The organism is Saprospiraceae bacterium (assembly GCA_016710235.1).
Lineage (GTDB): Bacteria > Bacteroidota > Bacteroidia > Chitinophagales > Saprospiraceae > Vicinibacter.
The window spans coordinates 2,292,351-2,317,202 of the sequence record JADJLG010000001.1; the positions used below are offsets into that span (position 1 = coordinate 2,292,351).

General features: G+C 39.3%; 18 protein-coding genes. 5 read left to right on the forward strand and 13 right to left on the reverse strand.

The window, feature by feature from the left end; translation table 11 throughout:
• Positions 1-222: 222 nt before the first annotated feature.
• Positions 223-4,143 carry an HYR domain-containing protein gene (locus tag IPI99_09130; GenBank protein ID MBK7340676.1) on the forward strand — a complete coding sequence of 1,307 codons (3,921 nt, stop codon included), beginning with the start codon at positions 223-225 and terminating at the stop codon, positions 4,141-4,143.
• Positions 4,144-4,355: 212 nt separating this feature from the next.
• Here IPI99_09130 and IPI99_09135 read toward each other — a convergent pair whose 3' ends face one another.
• Positions 4,356-4,706 (reverse strand): arsenate reductase, encoded by a 351-nt coding sequence (locus IPI99_09135; protein ID MBK7340677.1) that lies wholly within the window; start codon positions 4,704-4,706, stop codon positions 4,356-4,358.
• A gap of 74 nt (positions 4,707-4,780) precedes the next feature.
• Here IPI99_09135 and IPI99_09140 point away from each other — a divergent pair, with 74 nt between their 5' ends.
• The gene (locus tag IPI99_09140; protein ID MBK7340678.1) at positions 4,781-5,629 is read left to right on the forward strand and encodes a nucleoside phosphorylase; all 849 of its coding nucleotides are present in this window, start codon (positions 4,781-4,783) and stop codon (positions 5,627-5,629) included.
• Here IPI99_09140 and IPI99_09145 read toward each other — a convergent pair.
• Positions 5,626-6,045: a nucleoside-diphosphate kinase gene (locus IPI99_09145; protein MBK7340679.1), complete on the reverse strand. Its 420-nt coding sequence runs from the start codon at positions 6,043-6,045 to the stop codon at positions 5,626-5,628. The genes IPI99_09140 and IPI99_09145 overlap by 4 nt on opposite strands.
• A 99-nt stretch (positions 6,046-6,144) precedes the next feature.
• Between IPI99_09145 and IPI99_09150 the strand changes: the two genes are divergently transcribed.
• Positions 6,145-7,149 (forward strand): DHH family phosphoesterase, encoded by a 1,005-nt coding sequence (locus IPI99_09150; protein ID MBK7340680.1) that lies wholly within the window; start codon positions 6,145-6,147, stop codon positions 7,147-7,149.
• A gap of 35 nt (positions 7,150-7,184) precedes the next feature.
• Here the strand turns inward: IPI99_09150 and IPI99_09155 are convergent, their stop codons facing one another.
• From IPI99_09155 to IPI99_09185, 7 genes are all read right to left on the reverse strand, one after another.
• Positions 7,185-8,363: an amidohydrolase family protein gene (locus IPI99_09155; GenBank protein ID MBK7340681.1), complete on the reverse strand. Its 1,179-nt coding sequence runs from the start codon at positions 8,361-8,363 to the stop codon at positions 7,185-7,187.
• A gap of 12 nt (positions 8,364-8,375) precedes the next feature.
• The gene (locus IPI99_09160) at positions 8,376-9,509 is read right to left on the reverse strand and encodes a DUF1015 domain-containing protein (protein MBK7340682.1); all 1,134 of its coding nucleotides are present in this window, start codon (positions 9,507-9,509) and stop codon (positions 8,376-8,378) included.
• 16 nt (positions 9,510-9,525) lie between these two features.
• Positions 9,526-10,029, reverse strand: coding sequence for a transcriptional regulator (locus IPI99_09165; GenBank protein MBK7340683.1), 504 nt, complete (start codon positions 10,027-10,029; stop codon positions 9,526-9,528).
• A 60-nt stretch (positions 10,030-10,089) separates the two neighbouring features.
• Complete coding sequence (gene gcvT / locus IPI99_09170) at positions 10,090-11,202, reverse strand: glycine cleavage system aminomethyltransferase GcvT (protein MBK7340684.1); 1,113 nt, start codon at positions 11,200-11,202, stop codon at positions 10,090-10,092.
• A gap of 7 nt (positions 11,203-11,209) precedes the next feature.
• Complete coding sequence (locus IPI99_09175; protein ID MBK7340685.1) at positions 11,210-13,243, reverse strand: peptidylprolyl isomerase; 2,034 nt, start codon at positions 13,241-13,243, stop codon at positions 11,210-11,212.
• Between the two features lie 33 nt (positions 13,244-13,276).
• Entirely contained in the window at positions 13,277-13,633 is a 357-nt protein-coding gene (locus tag IPI99_09180) for a hypothetical protein (GenBank protein MBK7340686.1), read from the reverse strand.
• A 66-nt stretch (positions 13,634-13,699) separates the two neighbouring features.
• The gene (locus tag IPI99_09185; protein MBK7340687.1) at positions 13,700-14,680 is read right to left on the reverse strand and encodes a bifunctional phosphoglucose/phosphomannose isomerase; all 981 of its coding nucleotides are present in this window, start codon (positions 14,678-14,680) and stop codon (positions 13,700-13,702) included.
• A 460-nt stretch (positions 14,681-15,140) separates the two neighbouring features.
• On the opposite strand from IPI99_09185, the gene IPI99_09190 reads away from it, so the two are divergent.
• Positions 15,141-17,576: a TonB-dependent receptor gene (locus IPI99_09190; GenBank protein MBK7340688.1), complete on the forward strand. Its 2,436-nt coding sequence runs from the start codon at positions 15,141-15,143 to the stop codon at positions 17,574-17,576.
• 214 nt (positions 17,577-17,790) lie between these two features.
• Here the strand turns inward: IPI99_09190 and IPI99_09195 are convergent, their stop codons facing one another.
• The 4 genes from IPI99_09195 to pyrR all read right to left on the reverse strand — a co-directional run bounded on the left by IPI99_09195 (position 17,791) and on the right by pyrR (position 22,267).
• Complete coding sequence (locus tag IPI99_09195; GenBank protein MBK7340689.1) at positions 17,791-19,137, reverse strand: hypothetical protein; 1,347 nt, start codon at positions 19,135-19,137, stop codon at positions 17,791-17,793.
• A gap of 119 nt (positions 19,138-19,256) precedes the next feature.
• Complete coding sequence (locus tag IPI99_09200) at positions 19,257-20,672, reverse strand: DUF5106 domain-containing protein (GenBank protein ID MBK7340690.1); 1,416 nt, start codon at positions 20,670-20,672, stop codon at positions 19,257-19,259.
• A 117-nt stretch (positions 20,673-20,789) separates the two neighbouring features.
• Positions 20,790-21,728, reverse strand: a complete 939-nt coding sequence (locus IPI99_09205; protein MBK7340691.1) for an aspartate carbamoyltransferase catalytic subunit — start codon at positions 21,726-21,728, stop codon at positions 20,790-20,792.
• The gene (gene pyrR / locus IPI99_09210) at positions 21,725-22,267 is read right to left on the reverse strand and encodes a bifunctional pyr operon transcriptional regulator/uracil phosphoribosyltransferase PyrR (protein MBK7340692.1); all 543 of its coding nucleotides are present in this window, start codon (positions 22,265-22,267) and stop codon (positions 21,725-21,727) included. The genes IPI99_09205 and pyrR overlap by 4 nt, the downstream gene beginning before the upstream one ends.
• 252 nt (positions 22,268-22,519) lie before the next feature.
• On the opposite strand from pyrR, the gene IPI99_09215 reads away from it, so the two are divergent.
• Positions 22,520-24,850 carry a lamin tail domain-containing protein gene (locus tag IPI99_09215; GenBank protein ID MBK7340693.1) on the forward strand — a complete coding sequence of 777 codons (2,331 nt, stop codon included), beginning with the start codon at positions 22,520-22,522 and terminating at the stop codon, positions 24,848-24,850.
• Positions 24,851-24,852 lie beyond the last annotated feature (2 nt).

The window sequence follows — 24,852 nt, forward strand, 5'->3', positions numbered from 1 at the left end:
CAGATAATGATAGAACCTTGGTCGACAAGATCACTGTTCTGTATTCCTACCTGAGTGGACTTTTTTAAGTCTTTCCACATTGATTTTATTTCTTACTCTGTAGATACAAATTCGAATTGCTATTCGCATTTGTGTCCTTCTGAAGCATAATATTTTTTTTCGTGAATGTCACATCTTCATTTTCAGTGGCACCACGGATTTCAATTTAAACCTTGAAGCAATATGAATCCGCTGACTGTACTCGGTAACGGAGTAAGAAAACTATGCCCTTCGGGGCTTTTTAGACTCACCTTTGCGCTCGTCCTGCTCTGGACTGGTAGCGCTGTAAATAATCTTGCACATGCTCAATGTTCTATGGCCTGCCGGGGCAAGGTAAATGTCTCTGTAGGAGTGGACTGTGCGGTGGAGTTGACTCCATCCATGTTTCTCACTAAAGGGGTTGATTGCCCCTCAGCAAGATACCGCGTCGATTTGCTGGATTATAATATGAAGTTGATACCGGGCAGTCCTTTTGTTGGGTCTGGCCATATCAAGAAAAACCTGATCGCAATGGTATATGACTCCACGAGCAAAAATTCTTGCTGGAGTTATCTTCTCATTGAAGACAAAGGTGGTCCTATCATCGAATGTAAGAATGATACTACATACTGCAATGATACCGCAGTGTACAATCCACCTGTTTTTTATGACTGGTGTGATCCTCATCCTACAATTGAATTGGTGGACCGAAATCCTATACTCCTTGATTGTGACACTGTTTTCGTAAAAATGATCGTCAGGTCCTGGCAAGCCAAGGACGCATGGGGCAATTTGTCAAAAATTTGCGTGGATACCATCTGGTTGAAAAAGATTCCTCTCGATTCTGTCCATTATCCTAAGGATTATGTACATGCAGATGAATGTCACTTAGAGTGTAATGGCATATGGCCAAAAGACGACAAAGGACATCCACATCCTGACGCCACAGGAGTACCTACTGTACATGGATTGCCTCTCTGGCCGGAATACAACGCATTCTGCAACACTGGAGCTTCTTATGAAGATATTGTACTCGTTCAGAATGAGTGCAAAACAAAAATACTTCGCGTGTGGCGAGTAGTAGAATGGTGGTGTGGGCAAGCAAAAGTTCACAATCACCCCCAAACGATCGAAATCATTGATAGTAAGCCTCCATATATCCATTGTCCCTACAATCTTACTGTAAACACAAGCTCCGGATACACTGACTGTAGGGCAATTTTCAATCTCCCTCCTGCATTTGTGTTTGACTCATGTCAGGACAGTATTCGAGTAGATGTTTATTATGAAAATGGCATTTTGCTCAATTCGAATGGCGGTTTGGTGACTCTTACCGAGGGAGAGCATACAGTAACTTACAGGGCGTATGATCGTTGTGGTAATCTGGATACTTGCCAGGTGCATGTGAGCGTATTGGACAGAACTCCTCCTGTAGCGGTGTGCCAACGGCAGACCGTCATCACAATGAGTCGCGATGATGAAGTTCACCTCTACGGTACGGCATTAGATGATGGAAGTCATGACGAATGCCATCTGGATAGTTTTCTGGTGCGAAGGATGGACCTCGGTTTTGGATGCGGATTCAATGACAAAATATTCAGACCTTACGTCAGATTCTGCTGCATGGACGTTGGCAAAATCATCCCCGTGGCGCTTCGTGTTGTGGACAAAGCCGGCAACTATAATGAATGCATGGTATTAGTAGAAGTTCAAGACAAAACTCCACCTGTCATTTATTGTCCTCATGATGTGACAATCGCATGTTCAAACCATATTGATACCGCCGATTTCAAAAATCATTTTGGCACGGCAAGCTATTACGATAATTGCGTTGTTACTATGCATGAGTATATTGAGCCCCATCTGAATCAGTGCAATCTAGGCTATTACGATAGAAATTTTGTAGTGCGCGACAATATGGGAAGGTATGACACTTGCACACAAAAGATATTTGTGCGCGATACAGACCTCTTTGACGAGAGATATATCATATGGCCACATGATACTACGATAACGAGCTGTGGTGCTAACACAGATCCTGCCCATTTCAGGGATACATTTGGATATCCTATCATCTTAGACAGAACTTGTGCTCTTATCGGTATCAGCTTTGAAGATCATGTTTTCAATTTTATCCAGGATACAAATCTGTGCTTTAAAGTTCTGCGCAAATGGAAAATCATTGACTGGTGCCAGTTGACATATGATCAAGACAACAATCCTATCATACCGACCTGGACACATGAGCAGGTCATTAAAGTACACAATAAGCTTCCACCGAAAATGCTGGATGATTGTGAACCACTGACGATTTGTGTCAGCGATGACAATTGTTTGAAAGGGCTGGCCAGATTGCGCCATATAGCCGAAGATGACTGCACGCCTGATAGCTTGCTCAGGTCCGGTTTTAAACTCGATTTGTACAATAATGGCTTGTTTGACAGTACCTATTTCCAATTGGGAAATCGCATATCTGTGGATATTGAGTTACCTCTCGGTGAGCACGAATTTTTCTGGTTCTTTGAGGACCAATGCGGCAATCAGACGGTATGTGCCCAGATCGTGCGAATACTCAATTGCAAAGGACCTACTGCTTATTGCTTGACAGGAGTTGCTGTCAATCTAATGGGAGTGGACACTGACAAGAATGGAACCATCGACGATGGTCTGGCTACAGTATGGGCTTCAGATCTTGACAAAGGCTCTTATCAGATTTGTGGTAATCCTGTGACACTGTCGTTCTCACGGGATACCAACGACAAATACAGAAATTATGACTGCGACAGTCTGGGATTGCGCAGAGTGACGATATGGGTTACAGACCAACTTACCGGTTTACAAGACTATTGTGTGACGAATGTCGTCGTGCAAGACAACAATAAAGTTTGCTCCGGTAGCTCTACATTTGCCAATATCGCAGGGGCAATATTGACACCATATGATGAACCAATCAAGGGTGTCGAAATACAAGTCAACGGTCGATCCAATCCGATGGCTGGAAGTTTTTCCGGGCAGTTTGCTTTCTCAGGATTATTGAGAGGAGAGAACTATACAATCTCTGCAAGTAGGGAAATAAATTATCTGGAAGGCATATCCACACTTGATATTGTGAAAATTCAAAAACACATTTTAGGGAAAGAAACATTTTCCGAGCCTTGGCAGTATCTTGCTGCTGATGTGACCAATGATCATCGGGTGACAGCATCAGACATATCTGCATTGAGAAAATTGATACTGGGAGTGGATTCCAAATATTTGAATAATCTCTCCTGGAAATTCATAGAAGGAAATTATGTGTTTCCGGTTAAGGATGATCCTTGGGCTGAATCATTCAATGAAAAATATCAAATCCAATCCTTGCCAGGTGATATGATGTACCTCGATTTCAGAGGCATCAAAGTAGGCGACGTCAGCAAAGATATGTGGGATTTGTTGAGCTCCGGACAAGCCAGATCAGCTCAAGATGCGGTATTAAGAGCAGAGGTAGCAGCGGATGGATCCCGAATTGCTTTCAGAGCAACCGAGACTTTCGAAATGGAAGGTTTCCAATGCTGGCTAGAGTTCAATCATGATCAAATGCATGCGGTAGGTGTTCAACCTGGAGCGATTTCACTCCAAGAGAATCAAATTAACTGGATGTTTGCTGACAATGGTTTGCTGCCAATATCGTGGAATAGTGAGCAGAAGAAGCATGTAGAAGCAGGAGAGGTCTTGTTTTATCTTCTTACAGATCGTGAAGTAAATCAGGAAATAGTTGCCAAAATGGCCTTTAATGTGGGACGGATACGACCTGAACTTTACCTGGCTTCAGGTGAAACTAAGAATCTGGTACTTGAAAGCAGAGAGAGCGATATTGCTAAACAAGTGGTATTTAAGCAGCTGCTTCCAAATCCGTTCACCGACCAGGCGACAGTAGAAATCGATTCACCTCTCGATGCTGAAATGCAGATAGAAATCATCAGTTTGGAAGGTAAAATTTTGACTACTAAAATGAGTTCAATGCAGAAAGGACATAATCTACTTAGAATCACAAAAGAAATGGTTGGTCAACCAGGTGTGTACAATCTAAGATTGACTCTTGGCTCTGCATCCAGGATGTATAAGCTGATACTACTGAACAATTAAGTCGTTTAATTTCAGTGTTGTTGAGGCCTAACAGGCTGATAGCTCTATGCATGTGTTTTGTATAGCAGATGCGTTCTGAGGTATACATTTCGAAAAACAAATTGACATAAAATCAACTTTGCCGTAGTTGCGGCTATATGAAGGCTTCAGGGTTTATATAATATTTACTACGACCCTCGCGGAGTGAAGACTGCGAGGGTTTTTTTATTTTTTTAGTTTAATGCTGCCTGAGCACCAAGAATTTGATCTGCTGCATGTCCTATAAAAATTTTTTTCCCTACAACAATTACTGGACGTTTGATAAAAGTATAGTCACTGAGGATATATTTTTTGTAGTCAGCTTCAGTTAAAACTTTATCTTTCAAACCCATGGTTTTGTATTTAATCGCTTTTTTACTAAATAAAGCTTGATAAGATCCCGCGAGTTTGGCCCATTGATCCAGAATTTTTTCATTGATTGGGCTTGATTTGATATCAATTAGTTCACAAGACTCAGTATTGAGATCTGAAATTATTTTTTTACAGGTGCCGCAATGAGGGAGATGGTAGATTTTTTTTGCCATGAGTTTTGTCCTAAGCTTATAACGAATGAAGGAACAAAAGAAGATTTTGTTTGAATAAATTATAAATTTACAGGATGGAGAAAAATAATGCGAATTGGATATTGAATACTGATGGAAGCATTTATCATTTATGTCTAAAACCTGAAGATGTTCCCTCCAACATTTTGACAGTAGGAGATCCGGATCGAGTACCCGAAGTGAGTCGACATTTTGACACTATCCATAAAAAGATTCGAAACAGAGAGTTTGAGATTCATATTGGCAAGCTTGGTGGGCATGATATTTTGGCAATGTCAACCGGTATGGGCACTGATAATATAGACATCGTCATGCAGGAATTAGATGCTCTTGTCAACGTGGATTTTAGTACTATGGAGGCGAAGCCGGAGATTAAAAATTTGAAAATCATTCGACTTGGTACTTCAGGGAGTATTCAACCTCATATATCTGTAGATCAAATCTTGCTTACGGATTTTGCGATTTCAATGGACAATCTGCACAGACATTATGTGCTCAAACGAAAATTTGAAAATTATGAGATGGAATTATTTCCTTTTCTGGGTATGGTGCATGTGACAAGAGCAGACGCAGATTTATTAAATCAGTTCCAATCACCTCAAACTATCTTAGGCAACACTTTGACGGCACCTGGTTTTTATGGTCCTCAAGGTCGTAAAACCCGACTCCCATTGCGGGAAGATTCTATCATTGAAAAACTTTCAGATGCTGATTTTTCCTTTGGAAAGATAACTAACATGGAAATGGAAACTTCAGGTATTTACTCTCTGGGAGAAAGCTTGGGTCATAAATGCCTGAGTGTAAATGCCATACTTGCTCAGCGCAATACAAACCAATTCAGTACCAATCCTGCTGGGATTGTCAAGCAAATGATAGAATACGTTTTTTCTCGTCTGGTTTTTTAGAATATTTCAGTTCCTGCAAAGTGGAAAGCTGATTCAATTGCAGCATTTTCATCAGAATCAGATCCATGTACTGCATTTTCGCCTACACTTTTGGCATATAATGCTCTGATCGTTCCTGGCGCAGCATTTGCGGGGTTGGTTGCACCGATAAGTTTTCGAAAATCTTCTACTGCATTTTCTTTTTCAAGAATTGCTGCGACGATAGGTCCTCTTGACATGAATGATACCAATTCATCAAAAAATCCTTTATCTGAATGGATTGCATAAAATTCTGATGCTTTTGCCCGGGAGAGTCTTGTGTATTTGAGTGCTTTGATTTTAAATCCTGCACTGCAAATTTTATCTAAAATAGCGCCGATATGTCCAGATTCAACTGCATCGGGCTTAATCATTGTAAATGTCCTGTTGGTAGCCATCGTTATAAAGTTTTTTGTAACGCAGAGTAAACCAGCCGTATGGTTTTTGGTTCATACTTATGAATCCGAATTCTCAAATCAATTGTTAATCCTTTTTCAATGATTCATCCCGTCAATATAAACTCTATCCGAGAGCTTATTTCCTTTCCTAAGAATATATCCATCTTGTCACATCGAAATCCCGATGGGGATGCATTGGGATCAACCCTTGCTTTATCTCATTACCTTCAAGGATTGGGGCATCAAGTCAAAGTCATTATGCCCAGTGAGTATCCGCTCAATTTTGAATGGTTGCCACAGGCTAATCAGATCATTACTTATGACCTTTCACCCAAACAGGCTGAAGATTGGATTAAAGCGTCACAGTTGATTTTTTTGCTTGATTTTAATTCTTTGGATCGCATCGACAAAATGGGTTTATGGGTCCAAGAATCTTCTGCACCCAAAGTCATGATAGACCATCACATCGAGCCGGAGCCGATCGCAGACGTCATCCTATCTGAAGATTGGAGATCCTCAACGTCTGAAATGGTGTATATCATCTTATCGCAATTGGGTCGTGAGGCAAAATTTTCTGATGAAATAGACAAATGCATTTATACAGGGATATTGACAGATACTGGCTCGTTTCACCATAATACCAGTCCGGAACTCTATCGTATAGTGGCGGATATGAAGGAACGCGGATTGCAAGATGGCACGATTCAAGAGATGGTAAACAACAGCCAGCCGGATAAATATTTGCAATTGTTAGGGCATTGTTTGTACAACAGAATGGAATTACTTCCTGACCTTCACGCCGGATATATTTATTTGACCCGAGAAGATTACAAAAAATTTGATATCCAAAGAGGGGACACCGAAGGCATAATCAATTATCTGATGATGTTGAAAAGTGTAAGAGTGGGTGTGTTGGTGATGCATCAGCCATCTATCATTAAACTTTCCATGAGATCCAAAGGGGATATCAATGTACAAATGATTTGCAGAAAGTATTTCAATGGTGGAGGTCATAAAAATGCTTCCGGAGGCTCAAGTAAGGTTTCATTGGATGATACACTCAACCATTTAAAAACAGCACTCAGAGAACTTGCTGGCACGTGATAAATTTGTTTCTGGATAAGCTAAATCAGATTCAATTAATGTAATTTCTTCACCTTAGCTTCAGGTAATATTGTGAGGTCTTGACCCATAATGACAATCTCCTTTATCCAATTTACACCCGGAGATTTACCAGGACTGAAACTGCCATATTTGTCTTCTATTCCAAGTGCATTTGCACCTTGTTTGCACGCCCAGGAAAGAACAGAATTTAATGATAACTTTGATTTATACTTAAGGATAGTTTTGATTTCCGATAATATATCCAATTGCCAGTTTGATGACAAACTATCTGTCCCGATACAAATTCTATGACCAGCCGCTGCAAATTGTTCATAATCCGGCAATTGATTTTCGATATATAAATTAGCATTTGGACAGGTGACGAAGTAGGCACGATCAAAATTTTCTATTACTTTTTTGACGTCATTGTAGTGAGTTTGGGTATTGTGTACAAACAGAGTTTGGAATTTTTTGTCAAGATGAATGAGGTTATGGTCGATTGCATTATATGTTTTTGCTTGAAAGTGGGAATAATCAAATCCGAATCCTTCAAAGAAAGGAATAAATCCTCCTCCTTTGGATTCAAACAACTCGTCCTCATCTTTGACCTCTTGATTGTGTATGGAGATGATGGCTTGCTCAGAATTGAAAGTCCGGATTTTTTCAAACAATCGATCTGAAACCGAATACGATGCATGTGGCACTATGGATCTGGGTAACTCACCAAATGAGTGATAAACGCTGCTGTATTGATCAAACATTTGTTCTGCTAAATGATCTTGCATAAAATCAAAAGCTTCTACAAATGTGTGGTAGTAAATTTTGCTTGATTTTTTTACAGCATATGTATCAGATTGGTTAGAAATATCTCCCACAGCAACAATCCCATTTTGATACATTTCCTGATCTGCGCGAATGATGGCTTCATCGATTTCGGATTGGCTAATTTCCCTTTGGCTAACCACCTGCTTTAGAAAAGCCAACAAACCCGTGCCACTGGGGATTCTACCTTTGAGGTGCGATAATTCCAAATGACAATGGGCATTAATAAATCCGGGTGTAAGAAGACCGGGATAAAATATGAATTCCTCTTTGCGAAAATTCCCGGCAGGAAGTAATTCAACAATTTCATCTTGTTGATTGAGTATAAGTCCTGCATCAAATAAAAAATTAGCTTCACCGTCAAAAATACAATTGGAATAGATTTTTTTCATTTCAGCATAAAATTACTTCTGATTTAATTCGGGTAAGTTTAATTCCTGAATCAAAATACCATTTCGAATCCGTGGTTCGAACCAAGTACTTTTAGGTGGTAGAACTTTGTGTTGATCAGCTATTTTTGTAAAATCTGTTTTTCGCACCGGATAAAATTGGACAGCTAGGGTTTGCTCAGGATGAGGCAAATTTTTTATCACAGTTTTCCAAGATTTTGTGCCTTCGACATATCCTATTCTTTGATCCGATCGGATATCTTTGATATGCAAAATATCCCCTAAAATATGTTTGTTGAATAAATCAATATCAAAACTTACTCCGTTCAGTTTTTTTGAAGCGCCAATCATTTTTTTATCCCAAACAAAATTGAAGTATTTACCTGCAAAATAAAAAATGAGCTGGTGTTTTTTTGTCGGTTTTGCGGCATCACTCAATTCCTTCAATTTGCCAAATTCAAGCACTTTCTCAAAAAAAACTTCTGCTGAAATCAAATTGTCTAATTGGACAAATCTGTTGTAAGGGAAAATCGAAAGTTCATCGAAATCGAAGAGGGCACAAAAAAGATATTTGAAACCTTTATCTGACAGATGATGACCTTGTTCTAATATTGTACTGATTGATGACATTCTATGGTGACCATCTGCGATGTATGCTGTTTTTACATTGCGCTTAAATGCTTTTTGAAATTCTTTTATATCCTTTTTGGATTTGATGCAAAACAGATCGTGGATTTGATCATCTTTCTTAAAATTCAAATGAAAACTCGGTTTTACTCCAAGAAAGTTTTCTACAATCAGATTTTTAATTTTTTTAACAGGTTGATAGGCGAGTAGTACGGGTTTGATCACTGCATCACGCTCATACATGAGGCCGGCTATCTTTTTCTCTTGTGCAGTTAAAGTATTTTCATGTTTTTTAATGTTGCCTTTCAAATATTCGTTGATATCAACTCCTGCAAGAATACCGTAATGAGTCCTTAATTTCGTCTTGATACGGTAAATGAAAATTCCAGGATTTTTTTCTTCATAAAAAATGCCTTGTTTGTTTAACTCTGGAAAATCATTTTTTACCGTCTCGAAAAATCCGTCAATGTCATAGATGGAATTGAAATCCGGATGCGCATATTTTATTTCTTTTATATTCACAACTCCTTGATTTGAATTACTTTAAAATTTTCATGAGTGTGTTGAAAAACCAATGAGAATCAGCTTTGATCAGAGTGTCTAGAGCAGTGTTGGCTTTGAGAACAAAGTCAGTAATATTTCCCAACATCTCGCTGAATTCTTTTTGCTCTTCGCCGCATTGATGGCAGGATTTCAAGGTTTTGAGCTCCTCGATGAGAGGATCCAATTCCTTCTGTTTTCTGCGTTCAAGGATGGTCTTAAAGACGATGTGGATATCTTTTTCGGCAACAAAATAGTCACATCTCATACCCGTTTTTTGAATTTTTCGCACCAGATCCCATTCTATCAATGCTCGAATATTCATATTGGCATTTCCCTGAGAAATATGCAACTCAGAAATGATTTGGTCTGCGTTAATCGGCTCTGCAGCGATGAGTAATAAAGCATGGATTTGGGCCATAGTTTTGTTGATACCCCATTGTACCCCTAATGTACCCCAGGTATCAATAAATTTTCCCTTACACTGTTGAAAATCTGCCATTTGACGGTATTCATAGAAATACCACAAAGGTCAAATAGTTCAATACTCCTTTGCTAAAAATTATTTCGGAGACTGATAGAATGGGATTTTGCAAATCTTTGCGCTCATCAATTTATTACCCATTTTCACAAATATTTGATTATCCAAAGTCGCTTGATCGGCAGGTACATAACCCATGCCTAAAGGAATTTCAAGACTGGGTGATTGGGTTCCTGAACTGACAACTCCAATTTGATTGTCCGCCGCGTCGCAAATAGGGTATCCATGTCGAGGCACCCTTCTATCTTCCATAACAAAGCCTACTAGTTTTCTGGAAACGCCTGATGCTTTTTGCTTATTCAAATAATCAGACCCAATAAAATTACCTTTGTTGAGTTTAGTAATCCAACCTAATCCGGCTTCTAAAGGAGAAGTAGTGTCATCGATGTCGTTGCCATAAAGACAAAATCCCATCTCAAGTCGCAATGTGTCTCTTGCACCCAAACCTGCAGGCTCAAGACCTTCAGTTTTACCTGCTTCAATTACTGCATCCCATATGACATCAATTGCCTCTGCATTTGCATAAAGTTCAAATCCCCCTGATCCCGTATATCCTGTTGCTGAAATGAGAACATTGGGAATACCAGCCAAATCACCCTTACGAAAAGAATAATAAGAGATTTGATCCAAAGGTAGGTCAGTTAAGCTTTGTAAGATCTTCATAGCTTTTGGACCCTGGACAGCAACTAAACCTGTTTTCTCGGATATGTTGGTCATTTTAGCATCAAATGTATTTTGCTGTGATATCCAATCCCAGTCTTTTTGAATATTAGATGCATTGACTACCAACATGAATGCTTTTTCGCCTTCTGCACATTTATCTTCAGGAAGTCGATATACCAATAAATCATCTACTATTCCTCCTGAAAGATTCGGAAGACAAGAATACTGTGCATCACCAATTTTTAATTTGGACACATCATTGCTGGTTACATGTTGGATAAGTTCCAGAGCCTGCTTCCCTTTTACGATAAACTCACCCATGTGTGAAACATCAAAAATACCGGCATTTTTTCGTACGGCTTCGTGTTCGATGTTTATTCCTTTGTAACTGATAGGCATATTGTATCCGGCAAAGGGAGCCATTTTGGCTTGCAGCGCTTCATGCCTGGAATGCAGAGGAGTATTTTTAATTTCCATTTTATTCTATAATAATTTCTGTAATTTGATCATTTGGTGTGATGTTAATTAAAACATCCATTCCTGAAATTAATTTTCCAAAAGCGGTGTAAATTCCATCTAAATGAGGCGTTGGAGAATGAGTAATGAAAAATTGTGTGCATTCAGTATTTGCTCCTGCACTAGCCATTCCCAAAATATAAGATGATTGAAAATTCAAATCGCTAATCTCAGTCCGTATGGTATAATTCAGTCCACCATAACCATCTCCCCTTGGACAACCTCCTTGGATAACGAAATTTGGAACAACTCTGTGAAAATATTTTTCTTTATAAAATCCATTTTTAGCGAGCTCAACAAAATTGAGCACAGTAGCCGGTGCTTTTTTTGAAAATAATTGGCATTGCATTTCCCCTTTTGCAGTTTTGATAATACAGTTTAGTGTATCATTCAGATTAGCCACATTTTGCCAATTTACGGGATGATTGTATTCTGGAATTTTGGCTACAAATTTTCGCTTTTGAAGAAATGAAATAGCTGATTCCATTTCATTGTAGCTTTCGATATCACGAGGCAAAGTCAGTTTTGCTTGTGCTAGAGGCAGCAAGGAATCCGGTTGGCAGTAAGCCGAAATTAGACCCCTTTCTTTGGTAAAAAAATTACCCAATACTGCACAAACTCCTGGATCAGCATGGTTCATTTGTCTTTGAAAATACAATGCGAGCTCTATATAAATCGGGTTTCTGTTTCCTTTGTACACGTATGGAAAGTCAGGTCTGGAGATGAGCTGACCTATCGTTTCTGCAATTGCAGTTTGTACTGCGGGATCTTGCTCATCTCTGGAAAGTGCAAAAAGGTAAGATAGTTCTTTGACTTCAGTAGATAAAGCACGTATATATGAAGCTTTAGCTACCGGAATGGACGTCGATTGGATTTGGCTTTTCAACCTGTCTACATATATCTGTCTGGTGAGGGACATATAGGCTGGGACTTTTTTCAAAACCAATTCAAAGGCTTTCGCTCTAAGTTGAGGTATGAAAGAGTTTTGGTCCGCCAATTGCTTGTATTCCTCAATTTTTTCTGCATTACCATATTGAATCAAATAGTCAAATGCGGGGAGTGAAACTTGATAAGAAGGATTCTGTGTAGCACGGAGCGCAAATGTGGTAGCTTGCCCAGCTTTAAAACCATCCAGATTTTTGAAGATATTGCTTATGACCCTGTTTTCAAGGCCGCGCGAGTATAATTCTTCAAGACTTTGGAGGACTTCAGGCGTGCCAATTCTAGAAAATCCTGCAACCAGTGCCATTCTTATTTCGGCATTCTTTTCTTCTATACAAAGTTTTGACAGACGAGCAAGCTCAGGGCTAAAATCTAAATTTTTGAAGCGCTGGATGCAATGAGCAGCCATCATTCTTGTGGTCTCCGAATATTTCGGATTTTCCAAAATCTGGATAATACGCTCTACACTACTTTTACAGAACTTATTGCGCAGGCCAAATCTATAAATTGCCATTATCTGACCGTAGGATAGACTGGAATCTTTGGGCTCATAACTTTTGATGGCACAAATTTTAGCCAATGTGCTATCTCCACCACACTTACCCAGAGCTTCTAGGATTATAGCATTGGTTTTCATATATGGACCTACTGAGTCCACATTAATAAATGCAGAGATCAAGTCATTTTCTGCGCTCGGATGTCCGATTTGGCCGAGGGCAAAAGCTGCTGCTTGTCTAACTTCTTCAACAGGATCCTTTAAATTTTTAATCAGTGCGGACACGGTTGTTGTATCTCTTACAGAAGCAAGAGCAAAAGCTGCTGCGTATCGGTAAGCTGCTTTGGAATGGCTCAGGTATGCTGTATGGGTTTCTGTCCACTTTTTGTCTTTACCTTCCCAAATATTGATAATATTTGGATCATCAGCTTTGAAGGAGATATCATTCGGATTTTCTTCAATAGGCGGGAAGCATGCACTAAAAAAAATACAGATCCCAAAGAGCAAGGATAATAATGTAACAGCCGTGCTTGAAGAAGAGTAACGATATTTAATCAAGAAAGTCAATGTTGAGGCTGGAAATTTGTTCGATTAAACAGTTTTATGGATTCTATTTCGATATTCCTTGTAGTATATTATAACTGCAAATAGCACTGCCGCAAGCATAAGAGAAACTCTCAATACAGCATAATATTTATCAGGTTTGGTGGATTGAATCGTATTGCGCATGGGCAAGAGCAATAGTAATACGATTAGACTACTTAATATTCCGACTGCTTCCAGGGCATACCTTCTATTTTCTTTCAAAGGTTTGTAAAAAAAAGAAAGGAGAATGCCGATAAATGGAATTGATAAAGTATGGAGATCCCTACCGGAAGCTTCATAACTCCATAAGCCCACAATCACAAAGATGGCACTGGTCAGTAAGTTGGCCTGGTGTGGCTTCATTTTTTGTTTTCAAATGAGCTGCTAATATAATGCATTCCCGACAAACGCCCGGGTTAGCCGGTGGCTTCATTCCGTTTTTGACAACTCTGACTTCAGAAAATCAATGACTTTAACCTCCACCGGGTCAATGTTGTAATCTAATGCCAGATAAACAGAAACGAAATCCAGCAAATGCACCAGATAAAAACTTTTTTCTATCAGGTCGGCACCCTTCCCATAGATTTCAAAGACAGACCCGGCATAATGGCCTATTATTTCTTTACACAGGTCTGTCCTAAGTTGCACCCTGGGATGATCATCACCGGACCTTAAAAACAGGACCGCAATATTCGGATCTTGTTGTCTCCATCCCACAAGTTCATTGTGATTCATTTCAGGAATAACATGGTGGCTGCAGAGCCTTTTTGTGTTTTCATTGATTTGTTGCCTGAACCTGATGGCTACGGGTTCTAATAGGTCAGAGCTGTAAATGATGATTCTTTTTCCGTTCAAATGATCTGCCAGCCGCCTTGCATCTTGCATGATTACTTGTTGTCCAAGTGAAAGTCTTTGGATAGTATTTTTCAGAGAAGTTTCAAATTCTGAACTCAGCAATTCTAATTTTTTCAAAATAAACATCTGAGCAACGACGGAATAACCTAAGCAAGCTCTAGGTGATGTCCATCCTGTAGGAAGTTGGATGAAGTCATAGGATTTAGCGAGGGCCATTTTTTTAATCTCCCCACCAGAGCTTATACATTTTATTGAATTTACCCGATTCTCCAAAGTGTTTAAGCAAGAAATGGTTTCTTCAGTATTTCCTGAATATGATGAAGCAATGACCAATGCTGCTGAATCAACAAAGGCAGGCGGGTCATATGATTTCCCTACGATATAAGGAATCTTTAACTCATTTTTAAAAAAAGAGGCAACGAAATCTGCACCAATCCCTGATCCACCCATGCCCGCCACAAAAACCAAATTTGGATGAATAGGGAGCTTTGTGATATTTGACCCGGCCCCAATCTCAATTGCTTCTTGCAATTGGTCAGGAAACCGCTTCACCATTTCTAACATACGTTAATGATTTGAAGGTCAAAAATACTTTGATCCATTGGGATTTTCGAACAAATCGACAAAGCAATGTCTCTCGATTTGATTAATTGTTGGCCGAAAGCAAACAAACCAAATTCAAACGAAAGCTGATGATTTATTTGGTTTAAGCCAATTTTTTGCTTTGAGATTCCATCTCAAAGACAAGATCGCGATATACCTAAAGTAAATTTCTCCATTGATAAAAACAGTTTGGTGTAAATTTTCTTAGGACTAAGCACTAATCAGAGATGTTTAGACTAAGACAGCAGGGATGTGTAAATCCACTTGGAAGATTTATTGCATCAAATTGGAATTGGGTGTAAAGCAATTTTTGGAGTCCATCCATGTTTGACGACAGCATACTGGGACAAGAAACCAAATGATAAACCTTTCAATTCTAAACTTGTTTGCGCCTTGTTAATTGAGACAATATATGAAATGGATATTGGTATTGCTGATGATGTCATGGAGAGTATGCTTCGTGGCTCAAAGTGTAGGAATAATTGAAGGTCGGGTGGTGGATAAAAATACAGAAGCTTCTATCATAGGTGCAAGTGTGCTTGTTCCTGGTACCGATCCTATGGTAGGAACAGCGACGGATGAAAATGGAAAATTCATTCTCAGTCTACCTGTAGGAACATATCAAATACAGGTAACTTATACAGGCTATCTGACTCAAACGATTTTCCATAATGAGGTTTCCAGCGGTAATGTGAATGTAGTTAAAATTGAAATGGAAGAGGACGTCAAGCTTTTGGATGAAATAGAATTATCTGCAAACAGAAGTATCCAAGTCGGTAGTTTGGAAAGTCCTAACTCACTGCAGAGATTAAGTGCTCAGGAGATTAAATCAAGCCCCGGAGGAAATTTTGACGTTTTTAAAGTGATCCAGTCATTGCCTGGTATAGCATCAGTGCCTGGGGTGGGAAATAGAAATGACGTAATTATCCGTGGAGGATCACCTTCAGAAAATGTATATTATCTGGACGGGATTGAAATTCCTGTCATTAATCACTTTACCACTCAAGGTTCTGCAGGTGGATCCAATGGGATTATCAATGTGGCTTTTGTCAATGAGCTGACATTGCACTCAAGTGCATTCGACGCGAGGTATGATAATGCTTTATCGTCGATTTTTCAGTTTAAACAAAAATCTGGCAATAGCACTCGCTTGCAGACCAATTTTCGTTTGAGCTCATCTGAATTTGCAGCGACAGCTGAAGGCCCGCTTTCAAAAAATACAAGTTTTTTGGGATCGGTGAGACGCTCTTATTTGCAATATTTGTTTCAAGCTCTAAATCTCGCAATTCGACCGAATTATTGGGACTTTCAAACAAAAGTACAACATCGATTTTCATCCAAAACGACTCTCACTCTAATAGGTCTGGGTGCATTGGATAATTTTTTTGTTGATGCCGGGGCTGAAAAAGATGTCACCAATGCCTATATCCTGAAGAGGGCTCCTTTTATTGATCAATGGAATTACACTGTTGGATTGAATTTGAAGCACATTTTTTCGAGGTCGGTTTTGGATGTAGCATTGAGTAGAAATACGCTTAACAATCAGTTTGAGCAGTATGAAGATGCAGATAAAAATGATCCGAACAAAAGAAATATAAGTACCTTTTCACAAGAGGCTGAAAATAAACTAAAAGTGAATCTAAGCCAACAATTAACTGGTTGGACTATACATTATGGAGGACATTTCCAGTGGGTTACTTATAGCAATAATTTTGAATCGATCCTCAAAAGAGAAATCAGAGATAGTTCAGGCCAAGTTCTACAATCCGAACTAAAATATATGTTTCAGACAAATATCGATTTTGCAAAGTACGGTGTTCATGTGCAGGCTTCGAGGAGCTTTTTACAAAATAGCTTGGGATTGTCGGTGGGAATTCGATCGGATGCTGACCAATTCACCGGCCCAACACTCTTGCACTGGGTCGATCATATTTCACCCAGAGTATCTTTATCATTTACATGGAACAATCATTGGAAAACAACTGCGTCTGTCGGTAGATATGTAAAATTACCTGCATATACCATTTTAGGATACAAAAACAATAATGGAGAGTATGTCAATAGCGACGCATCTTATATTAAATGTGTGCATTATAGTATGGGAACTGAATTTTTGCCTCGTGCAAGTACTAGAATCACGGCTGAAGTTTTTCTAAAAAGGTATTGGGATTATCCGCTTTCTCAGAGGACGGGGATAAATCTAGCCAATACGGGATCAGAGTTTGGATATATTGGAAATGAGGACATTAATAGCAATGGAAAAGGCCGTGCGTATGGATTTGAATTTTTTGTACAGCAAAAATTAGTCAAGAGTTTTTTTGCTTTAGGTTCTTATTCATATATCTTAAGTGATTTTAGTGGTGAGGATGGAAGTTTGATTCCTTCTTCCTGGGACAATCGCCATTTATTTTCGATCACTTTGGGAAAAAAATTCAAGAAATCTTGGGAATTAGGTCTCAAATACCGATTTGCGGGAGGAACACCGTACACCCCTTTTGATGAAGCTGCATCGCGCTTAAATTATCTGAGCAGTGGAGTTGGAGTACTTGATTACGAAAAGTTAAATACAAAAAGACTCTCAAGTTTTCATCAGGTAGATTTTCGAATTAACAAGAAATGGAACATGAAGAAATGGAGCATTGAGGCATTTTATGATATGACAAATGCACTATTATTTAAAAATCAAGATGTTCCTGATTATGTGTTCGAGCGTACTGAGGACAACAGTGGTTTTAAAACTTCAGATGGGCAACCCATAAAACCTGATGGTTCAAATGCTATTCCAAAAATTCTTTCTGAAGCGCAAGCAAGTTTTATTCCTAGTCTAGGATTTGTGCTAGAATTTTAAATAAGAAATCCTGCTAACTCTTACATTAGCAGGATTTCTTTCAGGTTTGAATTTTAACAGCTACAGTATCTGATTGGCTAAATATTTGTGTCGATTATATTTCATTACTTGAATCGTTGATTCAACAGGAACGTAATATATTGTCAAAGGACTCACACAATTTATTAGCAATAACCTGCAATGAACAGGGCCCGGATAGAATTTTATTTTCAGCTTATTTTAATGCCAACTTCAAATAATTTTGAGCGATGTCATAACCCATCGCCGCTCCTTCTTCAATACTTGTTCGGAAGTGAACCGAGCCGGTAAGATCTATGAATGAGGCTTCCTTTGCTAATTCATGAAAAGATGAAAAGTATTTCTGCTTTACGCGAAGGTTAGTCCTTTTAGCTTGTGTATAATCCATGAATTCATACCTGTAACCAAAAGTGCGAGACAATATCTCTGATGCATTGTAATATACCACAGCATCATCAGATACGAATTCCGGAGTCGGTTGACTTGAAACAGGTGGTATGAAAAACTTCTGGATGAAGGTCCTGATGTATGTGGAAGGCCGCATCAGCTTATATGTGTATTTCTGTTGATAAGCTGCAACCATAGCATCATGATTTGACCACGACAAAAGACATATAGCTTCAAGAGTCTGAGTAAAATTCAATTCAGCACTTTCGCAAAGCTGCAACAATAGCCATGAGGTATGACAAATGGCTGAAGCTTTTGGATCCATCTCACCATTATAGTAATCAAGCAAATCCAACTCGGCTTGGCTCAGATTTGTTGATTTCTGATAAGCCTCGAAAGCTTCGGTGTACATGATTGAATTTGGATCTGGGCTGTAAGCCAATATTTTGGACGGGCTCACGCTTGAGACACTTTCTGTGAGGATCGTTCTGGTTCCACCCCAATAGGGCAGGAGTGGATTGGGAGAATAGTCAGGAGGTGTAGGTACCCACATTCCTGGACTTTGGGGTAAAGTATAGCCTTTGATATAATTTTGCAAAAAAGCCGCATCTTGTCCATCAGTAGTAGAAAAATTGTAAATCTCTGAGCCTCTTTTCGCTCCTAAGAGGAGTGATCTGTGCACAATGTTGGAATCAATGCCTAAGGATAGTTTAGTGACCCAGTTTTGGTACATATTCTCTAATAAATCAAGGTTTGACGAGCCGGCTGCACCATAGAGCGATTGTGCCAGCGTCAACATTGCTCGGTTGTACACGAGTCCATAATTGTATTCCAATTCAGGATCTCCTTGGCTCAGCTGAGTTTGAAAACCGCCTACACGGTTTTGTAGAGATTTGTATTCAGGCAAAGCAGGTATGACATTTTCATACATGGTCAATGCCATATAACTCAATGCTCTAGCGGTGACCGGGTCTGAATAACCGTTGACCCTGCTACTCAGCAAAAGGCTCATTTCAAACCAGTCAGTAAGCATCTTTGGATCAGCAGATTGAAGTGAGGTGGGTGGTACAGGTGATGGCTCTTTGCGGCACGAAGTGACGAAAGCGCTGAAAGCGAGGAGCAGACAGGCTGCTACGTTCGACCTGAATCGTTTCATATTCTAAAGATTTAACTGTTTACATGGGCTAAAATGCCCAATCAAACACAAACATATTACATTTTTATTTAATGTGTAAGTATTTGATAAAATATTTTCCTTTTTGCAGCTAAAATCTACTATTTTTTTTCGTTTGCTTTGAATTTGAACAGTTTTTCCATTACATCGCCCAACTGTTCGATGGCGATTTTTTTGGTCAAGATCTTTTTGTTTTCATCCAATATATAAACCTGGGGAGTGCTTTTTACGTCGTAGAGTATCCTAAAATTTGAAGAATGTGTAGGATCACTTGTGTTGATCCAGTTATCCATATGAAGGGATTCAACTCCTTCCCAACATGATTTTTCATCTTTACCTACTTTGTTGCAAAGGGCAAATATTTCTACTCCTTTTGACTTATACTCGTTATAAAACTTGATCAATTCAGGCATCGAATGCTTGCAATGGGAACAATCAGGAGCCCAAATGACGAATACCGTATATGGCGAATTAACACTATGTAGCGTGATAGGAGTTCCATCTTGTTTGAAAACTTTGATGTCGGGGGCAATTTTGTCGATAAGCAAAGGCTTCAAGGCTTTGGCATCCTGGACAATTTTGGCTAAAGTTTCTGCATCAACCCAAGGAGCTTTCCCTGCTCCATAATACTTTTCGGCGAGGTGTACATAAACCCCATCCATCCCAACATACTTGCTATTGCCATAGTTATTGAGTGAAGAAGACAATAAATATTTATATAATTCACCCTTCTCCGGGCATTTTGAAAAGATATAATCCAAAGCTTGATTGATTGAATCAGGGACCTGTGCAGTAAGTTTGGTTAGGTAACGGTCAATTTTATTATGAAAAAGCGGTAATCTGACCGCCCGATCGTCTGTAAAGTCAACGAAATCAAAATAATGCGTTCTATAATAGAGGAAAGCTTTCTCATCTTTTTCCATTTGTGTGGTGCCTTCGAACACTGGAATATCGACATCCAAAGACCATCTGATCAGTGTAGAAAGTACACTTTTGTCCCTCGTCTTAAGAATTAGGTTTTGTTTGTTCTTGACCTCAGTATCCAAGTTAGCAAGTCGCTGTTTGATCGGAGCCTGCTTCAAACTATCAGTTTCTGACCTTAACTTGCCTTGTAATGAATCAGCTTCAGAACGTCTAGATGAGACGAAATCTACATATTCTATGAATTCTTCATTCAGTTTGCTATCCTTATACTTAAGTTTTCCGCTGAGATCATCTGCACTGGTCCGGATACTAAAATTTTGTTTTCCACTTTCAACCAGCATCTGGAAATAATCATTGTCTGGTCTCGTAACTATCAGATACATGCCTGGTTCGAGTTCGTCTTTTCCTTGAAAAATAAATTCTCCATTCTTCCCGATAGCGGTATCTTTCAAATATTGCTTTTCTCCATAGTGATACCCTAACATCAGAGTATCGTTGGGGTAATTGTCTATGGTAACTTTTATTTTGTAAGCCTGACTAAAGACAGCCTGGACAAACATTAAGTGGATAATAAATAATGTGATTCTGTTCATGAAATGGAAAGCTTTCTTCTCTGGGATTAAAAAAATTGTGCCAACTGCTTAATAATACGTGAAGAAACATATTTAGTTGCCTTTTTGCGTGATGCAGGCAGAGATATTAACATTTCTTTAATTTGATAATGGGCGGTTGGCAAGAAGAAATAAAACTGCCATTCTGACCGCAACTCCGTTTTCCACCTGATTGAGTATAATAGAGTGCTTGCTATCAGCAGCATCTGTGGTTAGTTCAACTCCCCTGTTTATGGGACCGGGATGCATCAGGATAATTTCTTTGTCAAGACTGTCGAGAAGTGCTCTATCAATCCCAAAATACTGTTGGTACTCTCGGGCAGATGGAAAATATTGAAGATCCTGCCTTTCAGTTTGAATACGCAAGACATTGGCTACATCACACCATTTCAGAGCTTCTTTGACCTGGTATGTTTGTTCTACACCAAGTGATTGGATAAACTTGGGTAAGAGTGTAGGTGGACCACAAACTTTCACCTTTGCCCCCATTTTGCGCAGTAACAAGATATTAGAAAGAGCCACTCTGGAATGTAGTACATCACCTATAATGGCTACTTTGATGTCTTGCAATGTGCCTTTTTTCTCCCTGATTGAAAATGCATCTAGCAAAGCTTGGGTTGGATGTTCATGTGTGCCATCACCGGCATTGATCACTTGAGCGGGAATCCTCTCAGACAAAAATCTGGCAGCTCCTACAGATGGGTGCCGGACTACAATCATGTCCACTTTCATAGCCAGGATGTTTTGTACGGTATCCAGCAAGGTTTCACCTTTGCTGACTGAGGATCCTGAAGCAGAAAAATTGATGATGTCAGCAGAAAGTCTTTTTTCTGCCAGTTCAAATGAAAGCTTGGTCCTAGTTGAATTCTCAAAGAAGAGGTTTCCTATTGTTATATCTCTCAAAGAAGGCACTTTCTTTATCGGTCTTTGCAAGACTTCTTTAAACTGCTCTGCGGTCTGGAGAATGAGCTCTATATCTTGAACGCTTAGATCTTTAATGCCAATCAGATGTCTTCCTGTGAGAGTTTGGTTGGTCATATTTGTTTAGGTTCGGAGTCAAACATTATGATCTTATCAGTATCACCTTCTTCAGACCATTTGACTTGTACGTAGGCTTCTTCCAGAGCGTCCACCCTCATACCAACATAGTTTGGCTGAATAGGAAGGTGGCGGTTGAATCTTCGATCCACAAGAACCAATAATTCTACTGATGCTGGTCGTCCAAACTGTTGCAGGGCTTGTAATGCTGCCTGTATTGTCCTGCCGGTATATAGGACATCATCCACCAAAATAACTCTTTTATTTTCGATCAAAAAGTCAATTTCTGTGGAAGCGGCAGTCAGGATTTTGTTTCCTTTTCGAAAGTCGTCTCTAAAAAAAGTGATGTCTAACTTTCCGGAAAGAATTGCAAGCTTGGGGTCAAGTTGATATAATTTTTCTTTTAGGCGCTCAGCTAGCCAGACACCTTTGTTTTGTATGCCAATGATACATGACCCGGAAAAATCTCCATGGTGCTCCATCAACTGAAAACAAAGACGCTGGATGCTTCTTGTGAGGCTATCTTTACTCGCGATTATTTTGCCTTTGCTTTTGGTAACTGCATTCACAGGAATCAAAGATAATTCATTTTTGAGAAAACGAATGACGCATCTATATTGTTAGCTTATCTAAATGTCAATAAAATCAGGCTTTCTACGGATAAAATTTCAGTCAAATCATTTTATCTTCGCTTAATTTAATTGCATTTGGAGTGAATTGAGATTGTCTTTAGAAGAATACTCTACCTCAATTCAATTCGTGCGTTCTTTTTAACCTTTAAAAAAATAAAGATGAAGTTATCTCTAGGTATTTGCACTTTTCTTTGGATGAGCATCCAATTGTGTCAGGCACAAGTTGTGATTAATGAAATCATGTACAATCCGCCGGAAGCGGGCACTGATTATTTGGAATTCATCGAACTTTATAATCCCGGAAATTCAGACATTCCTTTAAAGGATTATAAGATCAAAGATGGTGTCACCTATACTTTCCCGGATACAATAATCAAAGCTCGATCATTTTATGTGATCTGTGGAAATCAACAAAAGTTTGATTCAATCTTTGGTTTTAAACCTGCCTTTTGGACAGGGACTTCTGCATTGGCAAATGGAGGTGAATTGGTTTCTATAGCGGACCCCAGCGGCAATCTAGTGGATTCAGTGAGGTATTCACCAGGCTTGGGAGGGTGGAACAGCAAAGCAAATGGCCAAGGCTATTCTCTAGAACTGTGTAGAGCAACAGCTGATAACTCTCAAGCAGGCTATTGGAAACCTTCCAATAGAAGTACTGGGTTTTCGATCGATGGAAAACAACTTTTCGCTTCGCCTAATATTGCCAACAATGTAGAATGTGCTGAATATACGATTGGCATAACCAACAATACGTTCAATCCCGCTCAAATTGAAATTTTCCAAGGCGAACATATCGAATGGCAAAATATCTCAGGGGTTAACAATGTCAATGGGAATTTGTCCACTTTCCCATTGAATCCTGAGGGTTTTGGTAATGGAAGCCTTTCAGGTTCAAACTGGAGTTATGTAAAACGATTTGACATTGTAGGAACATACCAGTACCAGTCCGATTCTGACCCTAATCAGCTTCATGGGATCATTACCGTGAAACCACTGTCTGGTGGATATCCTGTCTATCCGATTGGTGTAGTCACATCGGTGAATTCATTAGGCGACGCAGATTCGTTGAACATAAATTGCCAACTTGATGGTGTAGTCTATGGTGTTAATTTGAGACCTCAGGGCCTTCAATTCACGCTCATAGATCAATACAACGATGGAATTGCAGTGTTCAGCCCAAATAAAAATTACAGTTATACCGTTAAAGAAGGAGACAAAGTTTCAGTCAGAGGATCTATCTCCCAGTTCAATGGACTTATCCAAATCACACCCATCACAGCTCCTGATACGATCATTTACATCTCATCCGGAAACAAACTTGTAGATCCTACAGTTGTGACCAATCTAAATGAATTAACCGAATCACAGTTGGTAACAATAAAAAATGTGCACATAGAGAACCCAATCACTTGGAGTAACAATCCAACTGGATTTACAACCCGCGTAACTGACGGAGTGAATAGTTATGAAGTGAGAATCGATAATGACGTAGATCTTGTTTCAAAAAAAGCGCCGGGTGGAACATTCAATATTACTGGGATTGGAAGCCAATTTGACGGGGCAAGTCCTTATTTTGACGGATATCAGTTGATGCCTAGGTATATTTCAGATATCAATCCATATGATCCTGAGGGAGGATTCTATAAGGCGTTAACTATTGGAAAAGTAACCACCTCAAACATTGAAGGAAAGGCAGATTCGCTAGGCGTGAAATGTGAACTGACCGGAATCGTTTATGGTATTGATCTCAATGGAAATCAAGGATTGCAATTTACCATAATTGATGCTACAGGCGGAATTGGAGTTTTTTCAGGTCTTGAGTTTTTTGGATATGACGTGAAAGAAGGAGATTTGTTGACCGTGAGAGGGACCATTGATCAATTCAGGGGTTTGACTCAAATCAATCTTGATACATTATGGAAATTATCTTCTGACAATCCGCTGAAGTCGCCAAGCCTTGTAATCAAGTTGGATGAGTCAACTGAATCTGAGCTTGTTGAATTGAAAAATCTGACCCTCGTTAATCCTTCAGAATGGAAAGGTGACGGGTCTAGTTTTAACGTTACACTTACGGATGGGCTAAACCAATTTGTTATGCGCATTGATGATAATACTGATATTTCATCCAGTCCAGCCTCAGGTACTAAACTCAACCTGATAGGTCTCGGTGGACAGTTTGACTCTACTGACCCTTTGACGGGAGATTATCAGATACTACCACGATATTCTTCTGATCTTCATTGGATAACTGCCAACGAAAATGTAAGTAAAGATGGATTAATCATTTATCCTAATCCGGTCCAGAACACTATTTATATCCAAGATGGGCAAAAAAGATCATGGAGCTATAAATTGCTGAACACTGGCGGCAGAACTGTAAAACATGGTTTTGCGATAGATCAAGTAAATGTCGTTGACTTGCCACCTGGTATGTACTTATTGAGGATGTCGAATGAGGAAGTAGAAACTTATTTTAAAATTATCAAATAAGA

Coding starts and splice junctions, on each gene's coding strand:
- IPI99_09130 (MBK7340676.1), top strand. CDS start 223: ATGAATCCGCTGACTGTACTCGGTAACGGAGTAAGAAAACTATGCCCT.
- IPI99_09135 (MBK7340677.1), bottom strand. CDS start 4,706: ATGGCAAAAAAAATCTACCATCTCCCTCATTGCGGCACCTGTAAAAAA.
- IPI99_09140 (MBK7340678.1), top strand. CDS start 4,781: ATGGAGAAAAATAATGCGAATTGGATATTGAATACTGATGGAAGCATT.
- IPI99_09145 (MBK7340679.1), bottom strand. CDS start 6,045: ATGGCTACCAACAGGACATTTACAATGATTAAGCCCGATGCAGTTGAA.
- IPI99_09150 (MBK7340680.1), top strand. CDS start 6,145: ATGATTCATCCCGTCAATATAAACTCTATCCGAGAGCTTATTTCCTTT.
- IPI99_09155 (MBK7340681.1), bottom strand. CDS start 8,363: ATGAAAAAAATCTATTCCAATTGTATTTTTGACGGTGAAGCTAATTTT.
- IPI99_09165 (MBK7340683.1), bottom strand. CDS start 10,029: ATGGCAGATTTTCAACAGTGTAAGGGAAAATTTATTGATACCTGGGGT.
- IPI99_09180 (MBK7340686.1), bottom strand. CDS start 13,633: ATGAAGCCACACCAGGCCAACTTACTGACCAGTGCCATCTTTGTGATT.
- IPI99_09185 (MBK7340687.1), bottom strand. CDS start 14,680: ATGGTGAAGCGGTTTCCTGACCAATTGCAAGAAGCAATTGAGATTGGG.
- IPI99_09190 (MBK7340688.1), top strand. CDS start 15,141: ATGAAATGGATATTGGTATTGCTGATGATGTCATGGAGAGTATGCTTC.
- IPI99_09195 (MBK7340689.1), bottom strand. CDS start 19,137: ATGAAACGATTCAGGTCGAACGTAGCAGCCTGTCTGCTCCTCGCTTTC.
- IPI99_09200 (MBK7340690.1), bottom strand. CDS start 20,672: ATGAACAGAATCACATTATTTATTATCCACTTAATGTTTGTCCAGGCT.
- IPI99_09205 (MBK7340691.1), bottom strand. CDS start 21,728: ATGACCAACCAAACTCTCACAGGAAGACATCTGATTGGCATTAAAGAT.
- IPI99_09215 (MBK7340693.1), top strand. CDS start 22,520: ATGAAGTTATCTCTAGGTATTTGCACTTTTCTTTGGATGAGCATCCAA.